We start from the raw sequence: 24,675 nt of genomic DNA on the forward strand, positions 1-24,675 counted from the left end.
GTCGCTCATCCTTCGGCGAGCAGCGAGGACAGGCTCACCGCGAGGCTCGCGTCCATCATCCGCAAGAGGCTGTCGAGCTGCGCCGTGTCCAGCGTCAGCCGCCGGCGGAGCCCTTCGCGAGTGCCTTCGAGCAGCGCCTGCCGCGCCCGCGCCAGCCACCGCGAGACGGTGGAGGCGTGCACCTGATGCAGCGTCCCGAGCGACTCCACGCCCAGGCCCTGCACCAGGCTCAGCCGCAGCAGGTTCCTGTCGCGAGGCGACAACAAGGCGAGGGCCTCCGCGAACGCGGCGCGGAAGGCGGGCCGGTAGCGCTGCTGGATGAGCGCGAGCTCGGGGTCCGCGCCATGCAGGTCGGAGACGAGGAGCGCATCGTCCAGGGAGGTGGCGCGGACAGGCGCGCGCTTGAGGGACAGGGCCATGCCCACGGCGATGGCCTCCACCCAGCGGCGCAGCGCGCCTCGCCCCTCGTACTCGGCCAGTCGAGGCCCCTGCCGCGTGCTGCCCACGAGCAGCCGCATCCGCGTGAGCTGGAGCACCTCGTCCGCGAACGCCTCGGAGCGGTCCACGCGGCGGATGGCGCGGGTGACGGGCTGGAGGATGGCGCGCTGGAGGGACTCGAGCGCGGGACGCTCTCCCTCCAGACAGGCGCGAGCGAGGTAGAGGTCCTCGACCCTCAACGCGTCCAGCCCTTCGGCCAGTGTGAGGCGGGGAGGGATGCGCTCGCCGAGGTGCCTCGCGAAGACGTCGCCGGACAATGCAATCTCCGGCCACGCCTCTCGGCAGCGGACCATGGCTTCCCCCAATCGCCGGGCCAGGGCGTGTGACTCGTCTGGCCCACACGGACGCAAGGCGCCCGCGAGAAACGACAGCACGAGCTCCATCGTGGCTGGGAGTCTAGCGAAGCTGTTCGCGCGCGCGAAGAGGGCCCCTCCCGTCCACCCGGACCTCCCACCGACTCGCCGCGTCGGCTCGGGAATCCCGACCGCGGGGCGGGGAAGTGCTCGCGGGAATGAGCGCGCGGCGTACCGGTGTGCAGGATGGACGGCGAGCGCAGCGGGCTCGCATCGGACCGACATGCGATGGTGGGGGCTTCCCGCCCGTGTTACCTGCCCGCACCTCATGAAGACTCCGTCGCGACCGCTGTCGATGGCTCATTGGGTGCTCGTATGCCTGTCATTGTCCGTGCCCGCTCGCTCCGAGGCCTCCTCGCCACCGCGCCCTCACGCGCGTGGCGTGGACAAGGGCCCGAAGGCGGGCACCGTCATCACGGGGACGCTCTCCGGGACGCTGACGGAGGCGGGCTCGCCCTATCAGGTCATCGGCGATGCGCAGGGCGTCGTCACGATTCCGAAGGGCCAGGTCCTCACGGTCCAGCCGGGCGTCGTCATCGACTTCAAGGGCCGCCCCGAGGTGACCCAGGCCGACGTGAACAGCTCCATCGACGACGTGATGAACTACCACAAGGGGCGCGTGGAGCTGCGCGTCTACGGCGGCATCCAGGTGCGCGGCACCGCGCAGAAGAAGGTCACCTTCACCTCCACCAACCCGTATGGCTGGTGGGGCATGAACTTCTACGGCCCCGGCTCCGTGGGCAACGGGCACCCCGTGTTCGAGCACATGGTCTTCGAGCGGGTGCGCAAGAACGACTACAACGGCGAGCGGGATTGGACGCGCGCCGCGCTGTGGGCCTACTACCCGGGGCCGGTGACCATCCTGAACTCCCTGTTCCGGGACAACGAGTCCGCGGCCAAGTGCGGCGCGCTGGACCTCATGTTCACCAACGGCTCGCGCGTGGAGAACACCGTGTTCGAGAACAACCGCACGTTCGACATCGACCGCTTCGCGCAGCCGGGCACGTCGTCCATGGCGGGCGGCGGCGCGATGTGCGTCACCCACGGTCAGAACTCCGTGGTCCGCGGCAACACGTTCCGCGGCAATACCCTGGTGGCCTTCCGGGGCAGCCAGTGGAGCACCCTCGTCGTGCGCCCGTTCCTGACCTGGCCCAATCCGCAGGGCACCTATGACCTGGGAGGCGGCGGCGCGTTGCACTACTTCCAGCCGAACAACGACCTCCTCGAGGACAACCTCTTCGAGCGCAACACCGTGACGCGAGGGCCTGGCGCGGCCATCTACCTGGAGGACCTGGGCACGCGCGCCGTCACGCTCCGCCGCAACCGCTTCCTCTACAACCAGGCGGGGATGGGGGGCGTCGTGGTCTGCAACCGGGGGAGCGGCGCGGTGGAGCTGGTGCTGGCGTCGGACAACGTCTTCACCGGCAACACGGTGAACGGCGCTCCGGCCCCCACCGTGACGGGGGACTGCACCGTCGGCTCCCAGTAGTCGGCGTGAATCCCACCTCGGCGCCAAGGGGGAGCGGGGTGGCCTCGAATAAATCGGGGCCAGGGGCGTCGGAAAGCCCAGAACACGCAAGCGAGCTTCGTGCTCCCGAGGACCCCTCTTCATGAACGCCTTCTCTTCCGCCCTGCTCGCTGGACTCCTCTTCGCCGGCAGCGCCCAGGCGCAGTTCCGTGCGAATCCGTCCGAGCGCGGCCAGAACCACCACGAGCAGCACGAGAACCGGCGCGAGCTCAAGGATGACCGCCTGGATGTGGCGGAGCTGAAGTCGGTGCTCGGCCGCTTCGACCGGGCCTGGAGCCGCAACGACGAACGTGAGATGCGCGCCGTGGAGCTCCGCCTCCGTCAGCTGATGCGCATGGAGCTGCAGGAGAGCCGCGTCGAGCTGGCGTCGGCGAGCTCGGAGGCGAAGCGCAGTCAGCGCGAGGCCCGCGCGGAGGCCTGGGAGGTCCGGGACGATGCGGCCTGGGGCCGCCGCTCCGATGGGCGCCGCGACCTCCGGGATGACCGGCGCGATGCCCGCGACGACAAGCGGGACGTGAAGGCGGAGCTGGCCACCCTGCGCTCGCGGCAGGCCATCGCGAAGGACCTGGCGGAGCTGGAGGGGCGTCGGAGCGGCGGGGCCCTGCACCGCAAGCGCGACCTCATCCAGGAGCTCATCCGCCTGGGCGAGCGAGAGATTCGCGAGGGCTACCAGGAGGTGCGCGAGGACAAGGCGGAGCGTCGCGAGGACCGCCGTGAGCGCCGCGAGGACCGTCGCTGGTAGGCGATTCGCTCGCCGGGTGACAGTTGCGCGGCGCCCTCCGACCTCCGCGCTTCCCGAAGGCTCGTGAGTCGGCGTTGACTGCCGGCCGTGGGAATCTGGTCGAAGAAGAGCCTGGCGAGGCTCCAGGGTGAAGACGGCGAGGGACAGCAGCTGCACCGCACCCTCAATGGGTTCCAGCTCACGTTGCTGGGCATCGGCGCCATCATCGGCGCCGGCATCTTCGTGGTGACGGGGACGGCGGCGGCGCAGCACTCGGGCCCGGCCATCGTCCTGTCCTTCGTGCTGGCGGGCTTCGGCTGCCTGCTCGCCGGGCTGTGCTACGCGGAGTTCGCCTCGATGATTCCCGTCGCGGGCAGCGCGTACACGTACGGCTACGCGACGCTGGGCGAGCTGGTGGCGTGGATCATCGGCTGGGACTTGATGCTGGAGTACCTCTTCGCGTCGTCGGCGGTGGCGGTGGGGTGGTCCGGTTACTTCACCGCCTTCCTGCGCGACTACGTGGGCTGGGAGCTGCCCGCGGCCCTGGCCAACGCGCCCTTCGGGACGACGCCCGGCTCGCTCGTGCCGCACGCCACCGGGGCGCTCATCAACCTGCCGGCGGTGGTGCTGGTGGGCGTGCTCACCGCGCTGCTCGTCGTGGGCATCCACGAGTCCGCGCGCGTCAACAACATCATCGTCTTCGTGAAGGTGGCCATCGTCCTGCTGGTCATCGTCTTCGGCGCCTTCCACGTCGAGCGCGAGCACTGGACGCCCTTCATCCCGCCCAACCAGGGGGAGTTCGGTCAGTTCGGCTGGAGCGGGGTGCTGGCGGGCGCGGGCGTCATCTTCTTCGCGTACATCGGCTTCGACGCGGTCTCCACCGCCGCGCAGGAGACGAAGAACCCGAAGAGGGATTTGCCGAGGGGCATCCTCGGCTCGCTGGTGGTGTGCACCGTGCTCTACGTCCTGATGGCGGGGGTGATGACGGGCCTGGCGCCGTACCACGAGCTGGATGTCGCCGAGCCCGTCTACGTGGCCATCTCCAAGGGCGGCCCCGCGCTGGCGTGGCTTCGTCCCATCGTCGGCCTGGGCGCCATCGCGGGCCTCGCGTCGGTGGTGCTGGTGATGTTGATGGGCCAGCCCCGCGTCTTCTACGCCATGGCGCGCGACGGCCTGCTGCCGGACTTCTTCGGCCGCATCCATCCGCGCTTCCGCACGCCCTACGTCTCCACGCTCATCACCGGCGTGGTGGCCATGGTGGTCGCGGGGCTGTTCCCCATCGGCCTGTTGGGGCACCTGGTGTCCATCGGCACGCTGTTCGCGTTCATGGTGGTCTGCGCCGGCATCCTGGTGCTGCGCTACACGCAGCCGGACCTGCCCCGGCCGTTCCGCACGCCGTTCGTCCCCGCGGTCCCCATCCTGGGCATCCTCACCTGCGGCGCGCTGATGCTGGGGTTGGGACTGGAGACGTGGCTGCGGCTGGTGCTCTGGCTGGGCCTGGGCCTGGTCATCTACTTCGGCTACGGGCGGCGCCACTCGCGCGTGGCCCGGGAGGAGGCGTCTCACCCCCCTCCGCCCTGAGCCACCCGGCGGGCGGGGAGGCGAGCGTTGGCGTGGATGTCCGGGCTGCTGGCGAGGTGGCCAGAGTCAGGGGCGCCCGTTAGAAGAGGCCGCATGGGTTCTTCCAGACGGGATTGTGGGCCTTCGGGCCCGAGGCTCGAGAAGATGCGCGCCTCGCGGCGGTACGAGGATGGCCGGTTTCGCAACACCGCCCCCGTGGGGCCCGGGCTCCAGGGCAATCCGCTCCCGCTGCTGGGTGAGTACTTCTTCGGCGGCACCCAGCGCACGCCGCCCGGCGTCCTCCCGCTGGAGAGCCCGCTCGAGGCGTGGACCCGGCGGCCCGACTCCGGCCTGCGGGTGACGTGGCTGGGGCACAGCACGATGCTGCTGGAGCTGGACGGCGCGCGCATCCTCACGGACCCCGTCTTCGGCGAGCGCGCCTCGCCCATGTCCTTCGCGGGCCCTCGCCGCTTCCACCCGGTGCCGGTGTCACTGGAGACACTCCCCGCGCTGGATGCGGTGCTGGTGTCGCATGACCACTACGACCACCTGTGCCGCGCCACCATCACCGCGCTGGCGAAGCGGCGCGTCCCGTTCATCACCGCGCTGGGCGTGGGGATGCACCTGGAGGCCTACGGCGTGGCGCCGGAGCTCATCACCGAGCTGGACTGGTGGGAGAAGCACCCGGTGGGGCCGGTGACCTTCACGGCCACGCCCTCGCAGCACTTCTCGGGACGGGGGCTGGCGGACCGGAACCGGACGCTGTGGGCGTCGTGGGTGTTGGAGGGGGAGCGTCATCGGCTCTTCTTCAGCGGCGACACGGGGCTGACGGAGGAGTTCCGCGAGGTGGGCCGGCTGCATGGCCCGTTCGACCTGGTGATGCTGGAGGTCGGCGCGTTCCATCCGAGCTGGGGTGGCATCCACCTGGGGCCGGAGAACGCGCTCAAGGTCCACGACATGCTGGGCGGTGGACGGCTGATGCCGGTGCACTGGGGCACCTTCAACCTGGCGCTGCACGCGTGGGACGAGCCCGCGGAGACGCTCGTCCGGCTGGCCTCGGAGCAGCAGGTGCGCTTGTTCACGCCCCGGTTGGGGGCCGCGAGCGAGCCCACGCGCGTCGAGACGGTGACGCCCTGGTGGCGCGAGGTTTCTTCCCCGGCGCTGGCCCCGCGTCCCGTGCTGGGCGGGTAGGCGGCCGTGCTGGCGGGTGATAGCCCCCGGCTATCACCTTCATCCAAACGATGTCTTGGAACGGGGCATGCGCGATGGGCATCTTTCCATGCAAGGTGGAAGGAGCCTTGACGATGCCTCTCATCGCGCTGGCGGGTGTTGGTTCAGGTGCGCTGCACGCGCTGGCGGGACCGGACCATCTGCTGAGCCTCGCGCCGCTGTCCGTCGGACGGCGTCAGGGGGCCTGGCGGGTGGGGTTGCTGTGGGGGCTCGGCCATGGGCTCGGCACCCTGGTCGCGGCGGGGCTGCTGATGGTCGTCCTGTCCGCGGTGCATCTGGAGTCCGTCGACCGGTGGGCGGAGCGCATCGCGGGGCTGGCGCTTCTGGGCATGGGCGTGTGGGGGCTCAAGCGGCGCGTGGGGACGGGCGATGAGGCGCGGCAGTCGCGGGGCATCGCCGCGGTGGGGCTGGTCCACGGCCTGACGGGCGCGTCGGCGCTGCTGCTGCTCCTGCCCGTCGCGGTGGCGGGGACGGGGGTGGAGCAGGCCCTCTTCCTGGGCGGCTTCTCGGTGGGAAGCACCCTGGCCATGTCCGCGCTCACCGCGGGAATCGCCGCCTTCTCGCGCGCGAAGCGGGTGTCCGCGAAGGTGGCCACCCATGTGCCCCGCGTGGCCTCCACGCTCTCCATCGTCCTGGGTGGCGCGTGGATGGCGGGGAGCTTCTGACGCCGACGCGGCTTCAGCGGCCTCGCGCCGGGCCTCGGGGACGGGCGGGTGGTGTGTCGGGGTAGTGCTCGCGGAGCACGGCGGACAGCTGTCGCAGCGCGCTCGCGAGCGGGGTGCTGCGCCGCCAGACGAGCGCGAGCGTGCGATGGGGCGTGGGGGCGGCGATGGGGCGGATGTCCAGGTCCGCGCGTCGGCTCTCCGTCGGCAGGGCCAGCGCGGGCAGCAGGGTGACACCCGCGCCGCCCGCCACCATCTGCGCGAGCGTCGACAGGCTGGTGGCGCGGAACTCCTGCTCGTGGGTCCTGGCGCGGGTGCAGAACGAGAGGGCCTGGGCGCGCAGGCAGTGGCCCTCGTCCAGGAGGAGCACCTTCGCGTCGCGCAGCTCCGAGGGGGTCACCGGCGTGTCCCTCGCGCCGAGCGGATGGCCCTTGGGCGTGACGAGGAAGAACGCGTCCCGCGCGATGATGTCCCGCTCCACGTCGCCGACGTCCGCCTCCAGCGCGAGCAGCGCCGCGTCCAGCGTGCCCGCCTCCAGCTCGCGCGTCAGGACCTCCGTCTTGTCCTCCACCCACGCCACCGTCAGGCGCGCGAAGCGGCGGCGCAGCGCGGGCGTGAGCGAGGGGAGCAGGTAGGGCGAGACGGTGGGGATGATGCCGATGCGCAGCGTGCCGTCGAGCGGGTTGCCCACGCGCCGGGCCTCCTCCTGGAGGTCGTCCGCCTCCAGGAGCAGCCGGCGGGCGCGCTCCACCAGGCGCTGGCCCGCGGTGGTGGGCAGCACGCGCTTCCTGTCCCGCTCGAAGAGGCGGACCCCGAGCGCCTCCTCGAGCTGCGCGAGCTGCGCGCTCAGCGAGGGCTGGGAGACGTGGCAGAGCGCGGCGGCCTTGCGGAAGCTCAGGCTGTCCGCGACGGCGACGGCGTACTGGAGTTGCCGTAGGGTGAAGGGGTGGGGCTGGAGGCGCACGGGCCCTTTGTACCGCGTCCGGGCTCACGACCTCGGCGAGCGTTCGCCCCGGTGCCCGCGCTTCCCCGGGCGGGGACGGGGGGAGTTGGAGGGTTGCTCCAGATGACCCGGGGGAGGGCCGGACATAGGGTAGGGGCGCATGGGGCCAGCACGACGGGATGGGGTGAAGCGACGCGACGAGCTGCTGGACGCGGCGTTGCAGTGCTTCACGGAGCGGGGTGTCCTCGGCACGGGCATCGAGGAGATTCGCAAGGCCGCGGGGGCGAGCCCCTCCAGCGTCTACCACCTGTTCGACGGGCTGCCGGACCTGACGCTGGCACTGCTCCTGCGCACCTTCGAGCGGCTCTTCTCGCATCAGACGAAGCGCGTGCTGGCCACGTCCACGGCGGAGGAGGTGGTGCTCGCGCTGGTGGATGGGCACCTGGAGTGGGTCCTGGCCCATCCGGACGAGGGGCGCTTCATGTACCAGGCCATGGCGGTGGAGCTGAGCGCGGGCGCCGCGGAGGTGCTGCTGGCTCGCAAGATGGAGCTGCTCGGGCCCATCATCCAGCACACGGCGCGCTTCATCGCCGAGGACGGGGTGCCCGTGTGGACGCCCCTGCAGCTGGACGTCGTGTTGCTCGGCCCCAGTCACGAGGCGTGTCGGCGCTACCTGGCGGGCGCGGCGCTGGACCCGGCGTGGATTCGCTCCCGGCTCCCGAGGCTCGCGTGGCGGAGCATCCAGGCCGAGCTCCCGCGCTCCTCCTGACCCGCCTCAGCCGCCGCGCAGCACCGCGCGCAGCCACGCGAAGTAGGCGCCCACGCTCGGGCTCACCTGGGCCTGCGTCCATCGCAGCTTGCGCACCTGGCGCGGGCCCTTCGCCTCGGCCTCGAGCGGCGAGAGCATCTCCAGCGCCTGGTCCCGCTGCTTCTGGCGCGCGAGCTGGAGCGCCAGGTCCAGCTTCACCTCGAACAGCGACGCATCCAGCGCCAGCGTCTCGCGCAGGAGCGCGATGGCGCTGCCTTGCTCCGAGGCCCGGGAGAACTGGAGCCGTCCGCGCAGCAGCGACTTCACCGCCTCCGCGCGATGTCCCTTCTCCACGTGCAGCCGCGCCACCTCGCGCCACAGGTCCAGCTCGCGAGGGAACAGCTCCGTCGCCTGCGCGTACACCGCGAGCGCCTTGTCGGCGAAGCCCTTGTCCAGGTGCGCCTGGGCCGCCGCGCGGAAGCTCTCCAGCGCGGCCTCCGACTGCTTCGTCTTCGCCAGCAGCGGCGCGAGCTTGCCCAGCACCACCGCGTCCTTGGGCTCCAGCTCCAGCGCCTTGCGATAGCCGGAGATGGCCTTGTTCAGCCGACCCTTGGAGCGCGCGAGGTCCGCGTCGGTGACGAGCTGGGAACGGGAGGGGGGCGTCTTGCTTCCGAACAGCATCGACTCCGCATTGAAGTCGGCCCGCGAGTCAGGGGCAACCCCACGCGCCCTGGCGCGCCGCGCCGTGCACGCTCAGCGACGGATGCGTGACAGCTGGAATGGAAGATTCCCAAAAGAAGTGGGCCCGATCAGGGTGTCCTCCTGACCGGGCCCGGGGTGCTGCCATGTTGGAGTCCGCACGTTTAAGTCTTCGCCTCAGGATGAGGCCTCGTGTCCTGCGATTGAACGACCGCCGCGCGAGGGTGGAACAAGCGGCGGGCTGGAATTGAACCAGCATCTCGAGGAGAAGGGCGAAGACGGTTGATCGGACCCACGACAGCGAATGTTGAGTCTGGAGTGAGAGTCTGAAACTGGGGTGCTTCGCGGGCCCGGTCTATGTCGCTCGCCTCTACCATTTGGGCTACCCCGCCACAGGGTTGGCGGGGGCAGGGTTCGAACCTGCACTGGAAGACGACCCGGGAACGCTCGGCGTCAACTTGCTGCTGAGCTTGAGTTTGTACTCCGTAGGACTGCGTGCGCGAGCCTAGCTGAAGAGGTAGCCGAGGAGAACATCCCCGGCCTTCATCTCCTCCGCCGCGACGGCGTTGGCCTCCTCGCGCGCGAACTTGACCGCTTGCTGGAGCTTCTCCACGCGCTCCAATAGCTCATTGACCCGGACGGCCGGCAGGGCGCCCGAGTACTTCACCGTCTTCCAGTAACCGACGACGATGTCCTCGTAATAGACCTCCACCTGGGCGGGGTGCTTCTCGGTGGCCTCGGCCTTCACGTGGTTGCGGGGGACCTTCTTCGTCTTCGCCGTCTGCACGGGCTCGGTGGCCCACAGGCCCTGCGCCGGGTCTGGGATCCAGGACTCCGACGGGTCCAGCGTGGGCAGCTTCTTCACGAAGGTGTGCAGGTCCACCAGCTGCTTCTCGAGGAAGAGCAGGTACGTCGCGGGCACGCCCTTGAGCAGGACGCGGCCGTCCACGCTCACGTCGGCCTTGGCGCGACAGTTGGTGAGGTCCTTGGTGGCGGTGACGTCGAAGAGGCGGGTGAGGATCTCCTTCGTCTTCTTCAGCACGTCGTCGGTGCGCACCTGCACGCGCGTGGACTCGGGGGGGAAGCGCTCACCCTCTTCGTCCCGGGGCTGATAGGTGCGGGAGATGCCGTTGAGCAGCTGCGGCTTCTGCAGGTCGTGGTGCGCCTGGGTCAGCTCCTGCTGGGAGCGGTTCTTGACGCCCTTCTCGACGGCGATGATCTGATTGAGCTTGGTCACGATGTCATTCTCTTGAATTTGAGTTGCGGCGCTCGACGCTTCGTCCCGAGCGGACCTGACGGCGGTGACGGCTTCTCAGTTCGGCCGGCCGTAGCCGAGGAGCGCGTCGTCCTCGAACTCGGCGACCCAGCCCACGGGCAGCGCGAGCGCGGACAGCAGGGCGGGGCGGCGATGGAGCAGGGCGTAGAGCGGCAGGGACTCGGGCTCCTGCCCGGTGGCGGCGCCAGGAGGGATGATGAGCCAGCCGGAGTCGGTGGCCTCGGGGGCGCGGATGCGCGCGACGGCGAGCCGCGAGCTGGTCTCCCAGCCGGGCAGGGCGTCGACCCGGTCGCCATAGCGGGGGAAGAGGGGATCGCAGCCCACCGCCTGGGTGGTCTCGAGCATGCGGCCCTGGACCCGCAGCGTCACGGTGATGTCGTCTCGCCAGTCCGTCATCGGGTTGCCGGCGAAGTCGGGCTCGGTCACCACGAGCGAGGTGCCCCGTGGGTCGAGTCGCAGGCTGGACCAGCCGAAGCGCAGCGTGCGGCCCGGGAGCAGCCCACCGGGAGGCAGGCGGGTGAGCACACCGAGCACCCACTCGGCCTGCTCCTCCGCGTCGTCCTCGCAGTGCAGCACGACGTGGACGCCGTGGAGGTGTCGTTCCAATCGAAGGGGGGCCATGTGCTCATGCTCCTTGTGGCTAGCGCCCGTGGAAGACGGGAGGACGGCGGGCCGCGGCGGCCGCGAGTCCCTCGCCCAGGTCCGCGCTGCCGTAGCTCTCCGCCTGGAGCCGGGCCTCCTCCTCCAACGCACGGCGCAGGGCCGCGCGGTCCAGGCCGAGCCGTTGCTTGAGCCCTCGGGTCGCGAGCGGTGCGTTGGCCGCGATGGTGCGGGCGAGCGTGGAGGCGCGGGTCCGCGTCTGGTCCGCGGGAGTGGCCTCGAGGGCGAGGCCGAGCCGGGCGGCCTCTCGGCCATCGAAGCGGCGGCCGGTGAGCAGCAGCTCGGCGGCGCGCTGGGGGCCGGCGCGCAGTGGGACGAGGAAGGTGGCGCCCATGCCGGGGTGCAGGCCGAGCTGGACGAAGTTGAGCGCGAGCTTCGCGTCCTCGGAGGTGATGACGAGGTCGCATGCGAGGGCCACGCAGAGGCCCGCGCCGATGGCGGCGCCCTCGACGGCGGCGATGGTCGGCACGGGCAGGTCGAGCAGGCAGAGGTAGCGCGAGTAGAACTCGAGCATGAAGAGGCGGGCCTCCTCGAAGGGGACCTGGCGCAGGCGGTCCAGCATCTGGAGGTCTCCGCCGGCGGAGAACGTCCCGCCCGCGCCGGTGAGGAGCACGGCGCGCACGTCGCTACGTCCGCGCAGCTCCTCGACGCGCTCGCGCAGTGCGATTCCCAGTTCGGGGGTCATCGCGTTGCGGCGGGCCGCATCGTTCATCGTGAGGGTGGCGACGCCGTCGTCCACCTCCAGCAGTACGCTCATCGCCTGGACAGTCATGGGCGGACTGTAGCCGCCTGATTGTGCCCGTCCACCTCGTGCGTGCGACGTCGAGGATTCTCCCGCGTGCCGATGGGACTTCATCGTGTGTCAGTCGGTGGCCTGGGTGATGGCGCGTCCCACGGTGAACGTGGTGCGCGTGCCGCCCGTGGCCCAGTCATACCGGCCGGGGGCGTCCGTGTTCCAGCCTTGTCCACCGATTGCCGATGTCTGGCTTTGGAACGGCCGGGCGACGGATGTCTGTCTTGACGCGGGGGTTGCCCCATGGCCACCGTCCCCGCCATCGGAACCCAGACGGCCTGCATCCATCGCTTCCGCAGGCCACCGTCGCCGAGGGCAACGAGGACAACAACGGGGGCTTCTTCACCCTCGACGTCACCGAGCCCGCCCTGGCCGCGCCGGAAGGCCCGCCGCGCCAGCTGGAGCCCGCGCCCGCGCTGCCCTTCGACGGGGTCCAGGCGCTCACCCAGCCCACGCGGGGGGCCGCGGAGGACCTGGCGTCGTTCCGCCCGGCGCCCACGCCACGCTAGCCGGCCACCACCTCCCCCGGCATGGGGAGGTGGGCCCGTCCGATCAGTAGAGGGTGAGGGTGACTTCCTCGCCCGGCTGGACGGAGATCTCCTGCTCGCTCTCGAAGCGGCGCTCGCTGCCGATGTTCTTGCCGCCGAACGTGCCGATGATCTCCACGCCGAAGCGCACGCGGTCCGTGACGCCCACCATGTCCGGGGGCAGCACGAAGCTGCGGCTGGACATCCCCGGCACCGTGCCCAGCCGCACCCTGCGCGCCCCGTTGAGGGCGTAGAGGTTCACGTCCACCGTCTTGCGGCTCTCCACCTGCACCGTCGTCTTGGGCCGGGGAGGCTGGTCGGCGTCCGCCGCCTGCGTCGTCGCGCAAGCGCAGGCGAGGGCGCCGATGAGCAGCAACACGACCGACAGCGTGGCACGGGTGGGCATATGGGCTCGCAGCGTGAGAGGAACCTCGTTCAGCGGTGCGGAGCGGCGTGTGTGCCGCTCTCCGTCCGGAGCGACTGGGTGGCCAGGCCCGACATGCTCTCCGCCAGCGACTGCACGGAGCGCGTGGCCTCCTGGGTCTCCTGCACCGTCTTCAGCGTGCGCTGCATCTGGCCGGACAGCTCCTGGATGGCCAGGGCCATCTGCTGGGTGCCCGCGTCCTGCGCGCTCACCGCGGCGGTGATCTGCCGCATGCTGGCGCTGGAGTCGCCAATCAGCACCGCCAGCTCCTGGAACTGCGCGCTGGAGGTGCGCACCGCGTCCAGGCTCTGCCGCACGCGCTCGTCGCCCTTCTCGCTGAACTGGGCCGCCTCGCGCATGCTCGCGCTCACGCCGTTGAGCACCTCGCGGATGCGGTGCGTGGCGCGGATGGACTGGTCGGCGAGGCCGCGCATCTCGCGCGCCACCACGCCGAAGCCCCGGCCACTCTCGCCGCTGCGCGCCGCCTCGATGGCCGCGTTGATGGCCAGCATGTTGGACTGGTCCGCCAGGTCCTTCACCGAGTCGACGATGCCGGACACCTCGCGCGTGCGCTCGTCGAGCGCCAGGATGCGCCGCGCCATCTCCGACACCTCGTTGCGGATGGCGGCCAGGTCTCCCAGCGTGCGCTCCAGCGCGGCGCTGCCCTCGCGGCCCACCTGCTCGGCGCCCTCCGCGGAGGCCGCCAGCGAGCTGGCCTTCTCCGCCGTCATCTGCGACGAGCGGCGGATCTCCTTCACCGTCTGCTCCGCCTCCTGCAGCGCCGCGGCCTGACGGCTGACACCCTCGGTCTGCTGATCGCTCGTGGAGCGCAGCTGCTGCACCACCGTGGCCAGCTCCCCGGCGCCGGTGCCCATGCGCTCGGCGAGGTTTCGGACCTCCGCCTGCCGCTCCTCCAGCTGACGGGTGTGCGCCTCCAGCGAGCGCACCACCTCGATGGAGCGCCGCGCGACGATGCCCAACAGCGACAGCGTCAGCGCCAGATAGCCCCAGTGCGACACATTGCCGAACGACACGCTCAACACGCCGATGACCGGCAGCACCGTGAGCGCCAGGAACAACACCAGGCCCGCCAGGCCTCCCATGAAGATGCGCGCGTCGGGGTTGCCACGCCACGCCTCCGTCGCCGCCACGATGAAGCACACCAGCAGGATGGTGAAGGAGAAGGGCAGGAAGGGCACCAGGATGCGCTGCGCCGTCCCCAGGTCGATGAAGACGGTGAACGCCGCCACCACGCACAGCGCGGTGTAGCCCATGGCGCCCAGCCGGAACCACCGCCGCTGGTTGTCCAGGATGGCGTCCGACACGAACTCGATGAGGCCGGACACCAGCAGGAAGATGCCCAGCACCGTGAAGCGAGTCGCGGTGATGGGCGCGTCCCACAGCGCGTTGGGCATGCCGCTCAGGCCCAGCAGCACGAAGCCGCCGCTGGCGGAGAAGACCGCCAGGCCCGCGAGCATCCGCCGCCGCCAGTGCATCAGGAACGCACCGCCCGAGCCCAGCGCCACCGACAACAGCAGCATGCCCATGACGAACGGCGCCTGGCCGTCACGCGTCACCAACGCGAGCAGCTGGTGGCGCGAGCCCACCTGCGCGCCCTGCGCCACGCCGATGTTCGGGTTGCTCGACTGCACGCGCAGCAGCAGGTGTCCCCCCAGCGCCGAGCGAGGCACCGGCACCAGGTGCCAGGCCATGTTGTCGGACAGCTCCGCGCCGGACGTGTTCAGCTTGCCGCTCACGTAGATGCGCTGACCGTTGGCGTACGCCTCCACGGCGTTGGTCACCTCGCCCAGCATCACCGCGGGCTCGGCCCACGGGCCCTCCGGCAACGGGATGCTCAGCCACAGGAACGTGTTCGTCCCGCGTCCCGGGGGCGGCTTGTTCGCTTCCACCGGGCGCCAGTCCTCGGCGACGTTGGCCGTCTGGGCCCACAACGGAATGCCATCCGTTCCGGGAGGAGAGTCTCCCCAGCGATAGCGCCAGCCTTCCTTCAACTGGACGGGAGCGCCTGCCTCCGCGGCATTCGCCGTCGGTGAGTGCAGGAGCGCCACGAGCAACGCGCAGCCCATCAGGGCCAGCAGCGCGGCTCGGCGCGATGGGTTGTGAAGCCTCACGGAACCAGCGTGTGAGGCAAGGCTGTCGAAAGATGTCGGGGTAGGGCGGTGGGCAGCCATGAGGGCCCCAATGCTCGACCGCGCGATGCATGCCTGTAAATAGGTCTGCATCCCCTGACATGTAGGAAAGGTTTGGGAGGGCTTTTCGGGAGGGGCTTTTGCGACCCGGGTTCAAATGCCACAGGGCATCCGGTGCGGGAAAATGACGCAATATACCGTGAGCCGGGAACATTCGGCCGAGGCGTCGTTGGTGAGTGCGAACCGCCCTCCGAAAGGAACGCACCTCATGCAGCTGACCCGACTCCGCTGGTGGCCCCTGGTCTTCCTCGCGGGTTGCGCGGGGCCCGAAGTTTCCGAGCCCATCAACAACTCCGAGGCACTGGACGCGTCACGCGCCGCCGTCGTCTATGCCGCGAGCCACATCCAGGTCGTCAGAGACAGCGCCATTCCGGCCACCGGGGGCGTTGCCTCGGCGCGTCACGAGAACTGCCTGGTGCCCAACCAGGACCTGAACGGGGACGGCATCCTCGACCCGATTCCCCCACGCACGCAGCTGCTCATCTACCGGGGCGCCACGCTGCGCGGCGGGCGCGAACTGGGCGCTGCCCGCGCTGACGACGCCGTCGGTGGCCGTCGTCACGGGCGGCTCGGCCAACTCGCTGGTGGAGCTCTACAAGCCCCAGTCGGCGCCGAAGGTCCTCTACACCTGGCCGCACCTGATGGAGAACGGCACCCTGGCCCAGCTGCAGGCGATGGACGCCGCCACGGGCGCGCGGACGTGGGAGACGCTGTGGGGCGCGGGCTTCAACAACGCGCAGCGCACCCATCACGAGCTCGACCGCTTCCACATCACCTCCGCCAACCTCCAGCACAGCTGGCCTGCCTTGTCGCTGCACACGGGGGCCGGGGGCACGCGCATGCCGTACGCGGTGTCGTTCCACACGCATGGCGCCAGCTGCGCGTCCTCCATCGCCGTGCGCGTGGGCGGACAGAACGGGGACCTCGAGGAGCAGTCCATGCACCGGGGCGTGGCCGAGGTCATCCGCATGGCCTTCCCCGACTCCGCCTTCGATGACGGCTCCCGCATCACCTACAAGTGGGGCGACTGCTTCGACGGGGACGGCCCCGAGAACTTCGTCAACGCGGCCAGCGCGTTCTCCAATGGCATCCAGCTGGAGCAGTACTTCGGGTGGATCACCGCGAACCATGACGGCGTGCAGACGCGCGGGCCCGTCGTCGCCGCCGCGGTGCGCTCCGTGTTCGACTGCCTGTCGGAGCCCGCCGACGCGTCGTCCGCGCCCTGGTACTACGGCAACGTGACCAGCGGCGGCACGGGCTACCACACGTCGGGGCTGTGCCCGGGCTTCATCGCGGACGTGGACATCACCCACGCCTGGTCCGCGGCCCATGCGATGTACCCCGGCATCCAGAACTGCCCGGCGAACGGCGGCGCCAACGGCCGCGCGCACGTGGACCTGTACCGGGAGCAGACGGCGGCCGGAGGCCAGCAGCGCTGGTACCGCATCGGCGGCGGACGCATGGACTACGACGCCAGCTGCAACCCGACGCTGAAGGTCCTGAACACGGCGGGCATCTGGGAGACGAACAGCACGCTCTTCAACCCCACCGCGGCGGACACCACCGTCAACGCGAACCAGACGGTCCGCTTCCGCGCCGTCATCCGGGCCTTCAAGGCGGATGGCACCACGCCGCTGCCCGCCTTCTTCAACGTCAGCGGGTGAGCGGCTCCGGAGCCTGGCGGGGCCGCTGGAGGGGGCGGCCCGCCGGGTTTCCGGGGGGGCGGCGGACGCCGCGCGCTAGAAGGCGCGGAAGATGCCGCGCACGCCGAGGGTGAAGAGCGCGTGGAAGCCGTCGTCCACGGCGCTGACGGCGCTGGTCTGCGCGGGCAGGCCCGTCACCGTCACCGTCTGCTCGCCAGTGCGCACGGTGTAGCTGCCCACGGACGCGGTGAGCATGGGCCCCAGCGCCAGGAAGTTGGAGACGCGCACGTCGCCGCCCACGCTGATACGCGCGTAGGTGGGGCCCCGGTCCTCCACCCGCGTGTCGATGCGCGCCGGCGCGAAGCCACCCGTGGGCAGCGGCACCTGCGTGTCACCCTTCACGTGGCTCTTGAGGAACTCCAGGCCCACCGACAGGCCCACCCACGGGTCGAAGCCCGACGCCGGGTTGATGTGGTAGCGGACCTCCGGTCCGAAGCGCCATTGGTAGTTGTTGCAGTCGAAGTCCTCCGGGCAGGAGATGTCGTTCGTCTTGGTGAAGACCTTCTCCCACGACCCCCAGACGCCCACGTAGAAGCGCGGGTTGAGCCGATAGCCCACCTCCGCCAGCAGCGGCAGCGAGGCGTTCGCCGCGTCGGTGATCTTCAGGTCCTCGCGCGAGCCGGTGCGCGACGTGCCGTCCTTGTACACGTGGCCCGCGCCCAGGCCCAGGTTGACGCCTATCGCCACCTGGGGCCCGGACATCCCGTGCGCCGCGCGAACGTCCATCTCCACCGCGCCCGACTCGCGCTCCTGTGCCCATGCCGTCCCGGACACTCCCAGGCTGGCGATGACTGCCAGCGTCCAGCGGTGCTTCTTGGCCATGCGTGCTGCCCTCCAACGTGACTCGTGGGGTTTCACGGAGGTGGCTCCTCGGGGGGCACCGCGTGAACCGGACCGGAGGGCCAAGCGTCCGGAGTCGACACATGGCCGGACGGGATGTCCGCCGTGCAGCACCCGCCTGCCCGACAGGGGGCGGGGTGGGGATCGCCTCGCCCCTCGGGTCTGGTGCCTGTGCGCCGTCGCGCACCCGCCCCGTCCGTCGTCCGGCCCCGCTCAAAGCTGCTGCGCAGCACGCTGCTGTTGTCCGGGGCCCGGCGCGTCGTCGTCATCAGCGTCCCCTGGTACCTGCGCTCGGGCCTGGAAGCCCGGGGCCAGGCCCCGCTGAAGCCCCGCGCGCCGAGTGCTCCCCACTGAGCGCTCGCGGCTGCAATTGTTTCCGCTCAGCCGGGTCAAAACTTTCCGATTCCGCCAGGGCACGCGCCACGCATCCCCGCACGTCGACTGCCCCCGGGGATGAGACAGCCTTTCGTCACATGTCATCCCCGTGCTCTCGGTGCTCCATCATTCGGGAATGTCCAAGGTCCTCCGCCCGCTGATGAATAGACATTCATGACCCGAGGATGAGTTTAATTTGAAAGTCAAGAATCTCTTTCTAACAAGGAATTTCCGGGCACCTTCCGTGCAGGGCGAGCGGCACCCCTTGTCACGAGTCCCCCAAGGGGCGTGGAGGCATCCGAATGAATCGCAGATGGTTCGCAGTCCTGCTGGGTGGTGCGTTATGGGCCCCGGCAGTCGCGGCACACGACTTCCGAGCGGAGAAGCTCGTGAATGGCCAGAAGCAGGTGTCGATCCTCACCTATCCCGCGACGCTGAACTTCACGTTCAGCGCCACGAACATCCACCCCACGCTGGAGTCCATCCTGCTCACGGCGGTGGATCCACTCCTGACGCAGTGCACGCTCACTCCGGCGCCACCGTTGACGGTCCCGGTGGGTGGAAACGTCACCTACCAGTGCTCGTACACGCTGCAGAACTACGAGGCCTGCCTGGCGCTGGGGGCGCTCGACACGAACCCGTCGACCCCCAACGAGGAGGTGACCTTCACCAACGTGTTCGGCATCAGCTGGGACAGCGGCTCGGCGCAGGACGGGGTCAACGTCCTGTGCGGACAAGAGCGCATCCTGGCCTGTGACGACACCGTCTACATCTCCACGGCCTCGTCTTCGTCGGGAGGGCTGCCCGTGGGGCCCTCGCGGCTCTATGTGTTCGACCCCGCGACGGCCACGCTGGCGCTCCAGGGCGAGACGTCGCTGCCCTACAACGGGCTCGCCTTCAACCATGTCGACGGCTTCATGTACGCCCTCTCCTCCGACGGCCTCACGCAGCCCTCGCTCATCCGCGTGGACGCGAACGGCTCGGCGACCGTCGTCGCGCCGTTGGTGTCGGGCGCCGCGAACTCGGCGGGCTGGGCGGCGGGCGCCATCCTCGAGGACGGCACCTACCTGGGCTTCGAAATCACCACCAACCACCTGGTCCGGATCAACACCAGCACGGGCGTGACGCTGTCCGACGTCGTCGTGGGGACGCCCGCGACGTTCCGGGTGGCGGACTTCGCCGTGAACCCCATCAACGGGCTGCTGTATGGCTTCAATTCGGCCACGCAGCGGGTGACGGTCGTCAACCCGGAGCTGGGCACGTTCACCGACTTCCTGCTGCCCGCGCTCATCAACGGCCTGCCCTCGGTGGGCAACGCCATGGTGGCGGCCGTCTTCACCCAGGTGGGGGAGCTGTTCTTCTATGGGTCGACCAACCTGAACAACAACCTGGCCAATACATTCTACTCGGTGAACCTGGTCACCGGGGCGCTGACGACCGTCTCCACCGGTCCGGCGACGCAGTTCGCCGATGGCGCGACGTGTGCCTTCAACGTGGAAGGTGGCGGAGGGCAGCCCCCGAGAGCCCACGTGACGCGGGACCACGGCTTCTTCGGCTCCTCCGAGGACGCGCTGGCGGAGTGTCTGTCGAAGGGCCCCATCTCCCTGGGGCAGCTGGGCAAGGTGACCACGATGGAGGGCGCGCTGGGCGTGCTGTGGGCCAACCCGGCCATCGCGCAGGGCGGGGCCATCCGCTCGGAGCTGGAGTCGCTCAAGGCCCGCTTCGCGCGTGAGCTGCTCACGGCCACGTGCAACGAGCGCTACTTCGGCACGCCCGCGCCGCAGCTCGCCGGGTTGGAGGCGTGGGTGGCGCCGCACCCGATGGTGCTCCAGAAGGTGCTGGGGCAGTTGGAGAAGCACAACCGCTCCGGCGCGCGCCTGGCGGTTCCGTTGGGCAAGAAGGCCTGGAAGCTGGAGCCGCTGAAGGGGCAGGAGCGGGCCGTGGAGCCGCAGTACTGAGAGGGGGATGACATGTCGACGAATCCGAATTGGAAGATCCTGTCCGGAGTGTTCCTGGCGCTGTCCTTGACCGCGTGTGACGGCGGCGAGACGGTGCCCATCGATGTCCCCCAGGGAGACCGCTTCGAGCTGCGGCTGCTGGGGCAGGACGCCGAGGACTACGAGAAGCTGATGCTGGGCGTGGGGCGCGTGGAGGTGATGGTGCAGGGCCGGCTGGTGCCGTTCCAGCTCTCGCCCGCGGCGCGGGCCATGGACCTGGCGCGGACGGACCACGCCTATCTGCTGGGGTACTTCTACCTCCCGGCGGAGGCGGACGCGGCGGACGTCCGGGTTCACTTCGATGACGTGGGCGCGTTCCAGACGTCGGGCGGGTCGGGCCTCATCAACGCGCGCTCAGGCTCGCTCCTGTTCACGACCCGGCGCGCGGAGCTGGAGAAGCGCAAGCATGTCGTCGTCCAACTGCACCTGAACGACAGCTTCTTCCAGGGCCGCGGCGCGAAGGTGCTGTTGCCCTCGACGTTCGTCGTCCACTGAGAGATGGGGGAGGGGGCTGCTCGCTGGGGGCCGGGAGGCCTCCAGCGGGCAGCGGTGGTTCCGGGCTACAGCCCGAGCGCCACGCCCACCACGATTCCCACCAGCGTCGCGCCGACCACCAGGAGGTTGTCCCTCCAGGGGGAGCGTCTCCGGACCGGCTTGGGGGCGGGAGCCGGCTTCGGCTCGGCGCTGACCTGTGAGCGCACGGGCGCGGCGTCGACCTTCGCCTCCAGGGGCGCCGGCTCGAGCTGCGTCACCTCGTCATCGTCGTCGAGGCCCGTGTCCTCGACGGCGGGCTCGGACGGACGCTCCACCAGCCGCAGGGTGGGGGCCGCCTTCTCCACCTGGGTCCAGGGCCGCAGCGCGTCCGCCATCTCCTCGGCCGTCGCGAAGCGCTCCGCGGGGTCCTTGTTCAAGGCGCGGGCGATGAGCCGGGCGAAGTCCTCGGGCACGTCCGGGCGCAGCTCCGACGCCAGGGGCGGCACCCGCTCGATGATGGCGGAGAAGAGGGCCACGGTGTCGGCCACGTCGATGGGCTGCCGGCCCGTCACCATCTGGAACAAGCAGGCGCCCAGGGCATAGACGTCCCCGCGCGCGTCCACCGGCAGGCAGCGGACCTGCTCGGGGGGCATGAAGGAGGGCGTGCCCACCCACGCTCCGGCCTCGGCGCCCACCGAGCGGGCGTCATCCTCGTGGAGCAGCCGGGCCACGCCGAAGTCCAGCACCTTCACCTGGTCGCCGGTGACGATGAAGAGGTTGTCCGGCTTGATGTCCCGGTGGATGACGCCGGCCTTGTGCGCGGTGTCGAGCGCGGACAGCGTCTGGAGCGCCAGCGTCGCGGCCCTGGCCACGGGCAGCGGGCCCTGCTCCTTGAGCAGCAGCCGCAGCGTCTGGCCCCGGAGCAGCTCCATCACCATGAAGGGCGGCTCGTCCTCGTTGCACTGGAAGTCCTTCACCTGGACCAGGTGAGGGTGGCTCAGCCGCGCGGTGGCGTGCGCCTCCCGCTTGAAGCGCGCCAGCACCGCGTCATCGTCCATCAGGTGCTGCTGGAGCACCTTGATGGCCACCACGTCCTCCGCGTCCACCGGCGCCGCCTCGTAGACGATGCCCATGGCCCCCACGCCGATTCGCTGACGCAGCTGATACCTCTGACCCAGCAAAGTTCCAACGCGAGCTGACGAGCGACTCATGAATCAACCGGTATACCCAAGTGGCGCACATGGCGAGGGGGTATCCGCCTGATGACGTATGTTTCAGTCGTTGATACCTCGAAAGCCTTGATGAGTCGGACTGGGTGTGCAAGGCGCCGCGGTGACTGTCTCGGGACGTGAGGCGTCGCTTCTCGGGCCCCGAGAGCGAAGCCGTCCGCGAGTACCGCGACACTGGACTCAGAACAGGAAGCCGATGCGGACCAGGTCCATGTCCACGTCGAGGATGGCCCGGTCTCCGCGCGCCACCACGTCGTCGCTGTTGCGGATGAAGGCATACTGCGCGCCGATGTCGACGGTGTCGCGGCGCTGGTTGAAGCTGTAGCCCACGCCCAGGCCGACGAGAGGCTCGAAGAAGAAGGCCTGGCCGCGCGTCACCGCCCGGTAGCCCACGTCCAGGCCGAGCGTCACCTGGAAGCCCTGCTCGTCCTCGTACTGCAGCGAGTAGTTCCTGCCGTTGGGGCGGTAGCGCAGCGTCTCCCTGCTCCAGGTGCCCGACAGCCGCGGCTGGAGGAAGAAGCCCTGGCCTCGGGGCCGCGGCGAGGGCTTCCAGGCCACGCCCAGCGTCACCTTCAGCTGCCGCAGCTTGGAGCAGCGCGAGGGCTCGAAGTCACACCGGTTGGCCGTCATCATGGGGGTGACCTCGAGCACGCCCGTGGTGCTCTCCGAGAAGCTCCGCCCGAAGCCGACGGGGAGGGCCAGGTGGAGCCGCTCCGTCATGGGGCCCACCAGGAGCAGCGACAGGTGCGTCACCGGGGACAGCCAGAGCGCGTTCTTCGGGGCGGAATCGTGCTCCCCCTGCGCGTTCGCCGCGGGCGCGAGGAGGAGCAGCATGGCGAGGGCAATGCGTTTCAGGGGGGCGCTCCTGTTGCTGGGTGGCGTTTGTCTCCAAGCAACACCCATGCCTCGCGTCATCCCCGTCGACACCGCCCGTGTGCCCGGGCGATGGGGGACTCGATTCGCGACAGGATTGTCAGGACCGCCTTCCGCGCCCAGGGGCGGCCATGTCGTGCTCGCCGGCGCCAAAGACAGACGGGGCTGGACGGTGGGCACCGTCCAACCCCGTGGCTCAGCGGCGCGTGAAGCGGGCGCCTAGAAGTCCTTGATGCGGTCCGCCAGGTTGGCGTTGTCGACGAAGGCGTTGGTGTTGCCCTGGATGTTGGCCACGCGGCGGTTGCGCTCGATCTCCGCGGCGTCCACGGCGTCCAGCTTGTTCCACGCCTTGAGGGCCGCTTCCTCGTCGTTGGGGATGGGCTTGTTGTACGTGGAGGAGAAGTAGAACATCGCGCGCGCCACGTTGCCCTTGTGGGAGTCCGGCGGCTCGAAGACGGTGTTGCCCTTGCTGTCGGTGCCCAGCTTGGCGCCGTTGTGGCTCCACTTGACGTTGACCACCTCGCCGAACGGGAAGCTGCTGCGGCGCGAGTTGGCCTTGCTGTCGGTGGGGAACAGGTGGTGCAGGTCGCTCTTGGCCGCGCCCGTGGCGCCCTTGGACTGGGGCCACGTGTGCTCCACGTTCATCACCGCGTTGTTCGGAATCTTGCCGCCCTTGGTCTCCAGGCCCGTGTAGACGCACTCCACGTTGCCCGCGGCGTTCACGTCCAGGCTGGTGAAGATGAGCCGGCGCGCCTCGTTGTAGCTGACGACCTTCTTGTCGGAGGACGACTCGCGCACGGCGCGCAGGAGCGCGTCGTCACGCAGCCCGTCGAACGGGTCATCCGACGGCTCGGGATCCGGCTCGGGCGCCTTCGTCTCCGGGACGATGTTCAGGCCCCACTGCTTCAGCGTGCCCGTGTCGCCCTTGGCCTGGTCCTGCACCTCCAGCGTCCAGGTGCCCTTCGTGGACTCGCCGGCGAAGGCGGTCAGGTCGAAGCTGCCCTTGAGGTCATCGGCGGAGCCACCCTGGCGGCTGGACACCACCGCGCTCTTGCCGGAGGGGGCCGTCAGCTTCACCGTCAGGTCGCCGCGGTAGGTGTGGGCGATGTCCAGGTCCAGCTTGAGCGACTCCACCTTGGCGTCGTCCGCGACGTCCAGGGTGCTGGTGACGGTGGCGTTGTCCTTGATGGCCGCGTTGGGGCTGGTGGTGTGGACCAGCGGGGCGGCCTGGGCGCCGGCGGCGGCCTTCAGGCCCTCGACGGCCGCGTTCGACACGGTGGGCTTCACCGGCACGAAGACGGCGCCGAGCTTCGTCAGCAGGGAGGGCGACAGGCCCGCGAGTCCGGAGCGCGAGGGCTCGAACTCGGTGCGAGCCACCGAGGCCGTCCGGGGGGCGGACGTCTCACGGGTGGTCTCAGTTTCAGTCGGGCGGGCGGGGAGGGGCGAGCGACGGGGGCCGACGACACTGGTCATGCGGGCATTATCGGCAACGACGCGTCACAGGTTGTCCCGTCGCCGTGTCTTTTTTGATGACGCCGGAAAACTGGGGATTTCCCGGCGATATCGACGTCTTTTCCAGGGTTTGGCGGCGCCCTGCAGCCCCGGAGGCTCAGTTCCGGAGGAGCTCGGTCTGCGTCCGGCCGTCGGCGCCGAGGCCATCCAGGCGGACGAAGTCGACGGAGAAGGGCCAGGACGTCTTCACGAAGATGTGGAGCAGTTGGGCGGGGCCGGCGCCGAACCTCGTCCAGGCCTGCACGGCGCAGCCGCCGCCCTGGACCTGGGTGGTGGTGAGGTCGATGGGGCGATCAGCGAAGGCCCGCAGGCGGATGCGGACGCGGCCCCCGTCGGGCGTGAGCTCCACCTGCTGCGTGTCCTCCAGGCCGTACGCGGGCTGCTCGACGCCGAGCAGGTCCTCCACCTCCGACTCGCCGCGCTCCAGCATGCGCCAGTACACGCGCACGGGCTTGCTCCCCACCGGATGGCAGGCCTCGTCGAGCCGCACGGCGTAGTGGACCTGGTTGCGGTTCTCGCTCCGGGAGAGGAAGAAGGCGGATGGCTCCTGGGGCGACGGCTCCGCGGCGGCCAGCGAGGGGATGAGCGCCAGCGCGGCGGTGACGACGGTCCTGAGCCAGAGGTTGCGGTGCACGACGGTTCCCCCCTTCACGGCGGAGTGACGCGGACGGCGATGCTGGGAAGGTAAACACCCCAGCCGCCGCCAGCTGTCACCCGGCCCGAGCCCTGCGGCCGGGCGGTGCCTAGCATGGACGGCGGCCCGGGTCTGCTTTCACACGCGCCCGGGTGTCCTGCGGTGGGCGCCCGCCGCGTGGCCTGACTTAACCCCGGCCCCTGGCG

Annotated in this window: 24 protein-coding genes; 11 read left to right on the top strand and 13 right to left on the bottom strand. The window is 70.2% G+C overall.

The window, feature by feature from the left end:
* Positions 1-5: 5 nt before the first annotated feature.
* Positions 6-791, bottom strand: a complete 786-nt coding sequence (locus K8625_RS27365; protein WP_223751105.1) for a sigma-70 family RNA polymerase sigma factor — start codon at positions 789-791, stop codon at positions 6-8.
* 442 nt (positions 792-1,233) lie between these two features.
* Here K8625_RS27365 and K8625_RS27370 point away from each other — a divergent pair, with 442 nt between their 5' ends.
* The 5 genes from K8625_RS27370 (at position 1,234) to K8625_RS27390 (ending at position 6,555) form a co-directional block, all read left to right on the top strand.
* Positions 1,234-2,340: a right-handed parallel beta-helix repeat-containing protein gene (locus tag K8625_RS27370; RefSeq protein WP_223751106.1), complete on the top strand. Its 1,107-nt coding sequence runs from the start codon at positions 1,234-1,236 to the stop codon at positions 2,338-2,340.
* A 121-nt stretch (positions 2,341-2,461) separates the two neighbouring features.
* Positions 2,462-3,121, top strand: coding sequence for a hypothetical protein (locus K8625_RS27375; RefSeq protein ID WP_223751107.1), 660 nt, complete (start codon positions 2,462-2,464; stop codon positions 3,119-3,121).
* Positions 3,122-3,208: 87 nt separating this feature from the next.
* Positions 3,209-4,681, top strand: a complete 1,473-nt coding sequence (locus K8625_RS27380) for an amino acid permease (RefSeq protein WP_223784360.1) — start codon at positions 3,209-3,211, stop codon at positions 4,679-4,681.
* Positions 4,682-4,774: 93 nt separating this feature from the next.
* Positions 4,775-5,851 (top strand): MBL fold metallo-hydrolase, encoded by a 1,077-nt coding sequence (locus K8625_RS27385; RefSeq protein ID WP_223751109.1) that lies wholly within the window; start codon positions 4,775-4,777, stop codon positions 5,849-5,851.
* 113 nt (positions 5,852-5,964) lie between these two features.
* Positions 5,965-6,555: a hypothetical protein gene (locus K8625_RS27390; protein WP_223784459.1), complete on the top strand. Its 591-nt coding sequence runs from the start codon at positions 5,965-5,967 to the stop codon at positions 6,553-6,555.
* Positions 6,556-6,568: 13 nt separating this feature from the next.
* On the opposite strand, the gene K8625_RS27395 is transcribed toward K8625_RS27390, so the two are convergent.
* Positions 6,569-7,516, bottom strand: a complete 948-nt coding sequence (locus tag K8625_RS27395; protein WP_223751110.1) for a LysR substrate-binding domain-containing protein — start codon at positions 7,514-7,516, stop codon at positions 6,569-6,571.
* A 163-nt stretch (positions 7,517-7,679) separates the two neighbouring features.
* Between K8625_RS27395 and K8625_RS27400 the strand changes: the two genes are divergently transcribed.
* On the top strand, positions 7,680-8,264 hold the full coding sequence (locus tag K8625_RS27400; protein ID WP_223784361.1) for a TetR/AcrR family transcriptional regulator: 585 nt from the start codon (positions 7,680-7,682) through the stop codon (positions 8,262-8,264).
* Positions 8,265-8,270: 6 nt separating this feature from the next.
* Here the strand turns inward: K8625_RS27400 and K8625_RS27405 are convergent, their stop codons facing one another.
* From K8625_RS27405 to K8625_RS27420, 4 genes are all read right to left on the bottom strand, one after another.
* On the bottom strand, positions 8,271-8,924 hold the full coding sequence (locus K8625_RS27405) for a hypothetical protein (RefSeq protein WP_223751112.1): 654 nt from the start codon (positions 8,922-8,924) through the stop codon (positions 8,271-8,273).
* 523 nt (positions 8,925-9,447) lie between these two features.
* A complete protein-coding gene (locus tag K8625_RS27410; RefSeq protein WP_223751113.1) occupies positions 9,448-10,179 on the bottom strand; it encodes a hypothetical protein in 732 nt (243 codons plus the stop codon).
* Positions 10,180-10,254: 75 nt separating this feature from the next.
* Complete coding sequence (locus tag K8625_RS27415) at positions 10,255-10,839, bottom strand: hypothetical protein (RefSeq protein WP_223784362.1); 585 nt, start codon at positions 10,837-10,839, stop codon at positions 10,255-10,257.
* 19 nt (positions 10,840-10,858) lie between these two features.
* Positions 10,859-11,635, bottom strand: a complete 777-nt coding sequence (locus tag K8625_RS27420; protein ID WP_223784363.1) for an enoyl-CoA hydratase/isomerase family protein — start codon at positions 11,633-11,635, stop codon at positions 10,859-10,861.
* A gap of 251 nt (positions 11,636-11,886) precedes the next feature.
* Here K8625_RS27420 and K8625_RS27425 point away from each other — a divergent pair, with 251 nt between their 5' ends.
* Positions 11,887-12,180 carry a hypothetical protein gene (locus K8625_RS27425; protein ID WP_223784364.1) on the top strand — a complete coding sequence of 98 codons (294 nt, stop codon included), beginning with the start codon at positions 11,887-11,889 and terminating at the stop codon, positions 12,178-12,180.
* A 43-nt stretch (positions 12,181-12,223) separates the two neighbouring features.
* Here K8625_RS27425 and K8625_RS27430 read toward each other — a convergent pair whose 3' ends face one another.
* Positions 12,224-12,604 (bottom strand): hypothetical protein, encoded by a 381-nt coding sequence (locus K8625_RS27430; protein WP_223784365.1) that lies wholly within the window; start codon positions 12,602-12,604, stop codon positions 12,224-12,226.
* Between the two features lie 29 nt (positions 12,605-12,633).
* Positions 12,634-14,709, bottom strand: coding sequence for a methyl-accepting chemotaxis protein (locus K8625_RS27435; protein WP_223751133.1), 2,076 nt, complete (start codon positions 14,707-14,709; stop codon positions 12,634-12,636).
* 671 nt (positions 14,710-15,380) lie between these two features.
* Between K8625_RS27435 and K8625_RS27440 the strand changes: the two genes are divergently transcribed.
* A complete protein-coding gene (locus tag K8625_RS27440; protein ID WP_223784366.1) occupies positions 15,381-16,496 on the top strand; it encodes a hypothetical protein in 1,116 nt (371 codons plus the stop codon).
* A 75-nt stretch (positions 16,497-16,571) separates the two neighbouring features.
* Here the strand turns inward: K8625_RS27440 and K8625_RS27445 are convergent, their stop codons facing one another.
* On the bottom strand, positions 16,572-17,357 hold the full coding sequence (locus tag K8625_RS27445; protein ID WP_223751119.1) for a hypothetical protein: 786 nt from the start codon (positions 17,355-17,357) through the stop codon (positions 16,572-16,574).
* 189 nt (positions 17,358-17,546) lie between these two features.
* On the opposite strand from K8625_RS27445, the gene K8625_RS27450 reads away from it, so the two are divergent.
* The 3 genes from K8625_RS27450 to K8625_RS27460 all read left to right on the top strand — a co-directional run bounded on the left by K8625_RS27450 (position 17,547) and on the right by K8625_RS27460 (position 20,242).
* Complete coding sequence (locus K8625_RS27450) at positions 17,547-17,729, top strand: hypothetical protein (RefSeq protein WP_223751120.1); 183 nt, start codon at positions 17,547-17,549, stop codon at positions 17,727-17,729.
* 410 nt (positions 17,730-18,139) lie between these two features.
* Positions 18,140-19,708: a hypothetical protein gene (locus tag K8625_RS27455; RefSeq protein WP_223784367.1), complete on the top strand. Its 1,569-nt coding sequence runs from the start codon at positions 18,140-18,142 to the stop codon at positions 19,706-19,708.
* Positions 19,709-19,720: 12 nt separating this feature from the next.
* A complete protein-coding gene (locus K8625_RS27460) occupies positions 19,721-20,242 on the top strand; it encodes a hypothetical protein (protein WP_223784368.1) in 522 nt (173 codons plus the stop codon).
* 65 nt (positions 20,243-20,307) lie between these two features.
* Here K8625_RS27460 and K8625_RS27465 read toward each other — a convergent pair whose 3' ends face one another.
* From K8625_RS27465 to K8625_RS27480, 4 genes are all read right to left on the bottom strand, one after another.
* Complete coding sequence (locus K8625_RS27465; protein ID WP_223784369.1) at positions 20,308-21,402, bottom strand: serine/threonine-protein kinase; 1,095 nt, start codon at positions 21,400-21,402, stop codon at positions 20,308-20,310.
* A gap of 228 nt (positions 21,403-21,630) precedes the next feature.
* Positions 21,631-22,284 carry a hypothetical protein gene (locus tag K8625_RS27470; RefSeq protein WP_223784370.1) on the bottom strand — a complete coding sequence of 218 codons (654 nt, stop codon included), beginning with the start codon at positions 22,282-22,284 and terminating at the stop codon, positions 21,631-21,633.
* Positions 22,285-22,542: 258 nt separating this feature from the next.
* Positions 22,543-23,700 carry an endonuclease gene (locus K8625_RS27475; RefSeq protein ID WP_223784371.1) on the bottom strand — a complete coding sequence of 386 codons (1,158 nt, stop codon included), beginning with the start codon at positions 23,698-23,700 and terminating at the stop codon, positions 22,543-22,545.
* 232 nt (positions 23,701-23,932) lie between these two features.
* Positions 23,933-24,469 carry a DUF4833 domain-containing protein gene (locus K8625_RS27480; protein WP_223751126.1) on the bottom strand — a complete coding sequence of 179 codons (537 nt, stop codon included), beginning with the start codon at positions 24,467-24,469 and terminating at the stop codon, positions 23,933-23,935.
* Positions 24,470-24,675: the final 206 nt, after the last annotated feature.

Origin of the sequence: Myxococcus sp. AS-1-15 (assembly GCF_020037055.1) — a bacterium.
In the GTDB taxonomy this organism is placed as follows: Bacteria; Myxococcota; Myxococcia; order Myxococcales; family Myxococcaceae; genus Myxococcus; species Myxococcus fulvus.

Excerpts from the sequence above, each read along its gene's own strand:
- K8625_RS27365 (WP_223751105.1), bottom strand. The coding sequence starts at position 791 with ATGGTCCGCTGCCGAGAGGCGTGGCCGGAGATTGCATTGTCCGGCGAC.
- K8625_RS27375 (WP_223751107.1), top strand. The coding sequence starts at position 2,462 with ATGAACGCCTTCTCTTCCGCCCTGCTCGCTGGACTCCTCTTCGCCGGC.
- K8625_RS27385 (WP_223751109.1), top strand. The coding sequence starts at position 4,775 with ATGGGTTCTTCCAGACGGGATTGTGGGCCTTCGGGCCCGAGGCTCGAG.
- K8625_RS27390 (WP_223784459.1), top strand. The coding sequence starts at position 5,965 with ATGCCTCTCATCGCGCTGGCGGGTGTTGGTTCAGGTGCGCTGCACGCG.
- K8625_RS27405 (WP_223751112.1), bottom strand. The coding sequence starts at position 8,924 with ATGCTGTTCGGAAGCAAGACGCCCCCCTCCCGTTCCCAGCTCGTCACC.
- K8625_RS27415 (WP_223784362.1), bottom strand. The coding sequence starts at position 10,839 with ATGGCCCCCCTTCGATTGGAACGACACCTCCACGGCGTCCACGTCGTG.
- K8625_RS27420 (WP_223784363.1), bottom strand. The coding sequence starts at position 11,635 with ATGAGCGTACTGCTGGAGGTGGACGACGGCGTCGCCACCCTCACGATG.
- K8625_RS27425 (WP_223784364.1), top strand. The coding sequence starts at position 11,887 with ATGTCTGTCTTGACGCGGGGGTTGCCCCATGGCCACCGTCCCCGCCAT.
- K8625_RS27430 (WP_223784365.1), bottom strand. The coding sequence starts at position 12,604 with ATGCCCACCCGTGCCACGCTGTCGGTCGTGTTGCTGCTCATCGGCGCC.
- K8625_RS27435 (WP_223751133.1), bottom strand. The coding sequence starts at position 14,709 with ATGGGCTGCGCGTTGCTCGTGGCGCTCCTGCACTCACCGACGGCGAAT.
- K8625_RS27445 (WP_223751119.1), bottom strand. The coding sequence starts at position 17,357 with ATGGCCAAGAAGCACCGCTGGACGCTGGCAGTCATCGCCAGCCTGGGA.
- K8625_RS27460 (WP_223784368.1), top strand. The coding sequence starts at position 19,721 with ATGTCGACGAATCCGAATTGGAAGATCCTGTCCGGAGTGTTCCTGGCG.
- K8625_RS27470 (WP_223784370.1), bottom strand. The coding sequence starts at position 22,284 with ATGCTGCTCCTCCTCGCGCCCGCGGCGAACGCGCAGGGGGAGCACGAT.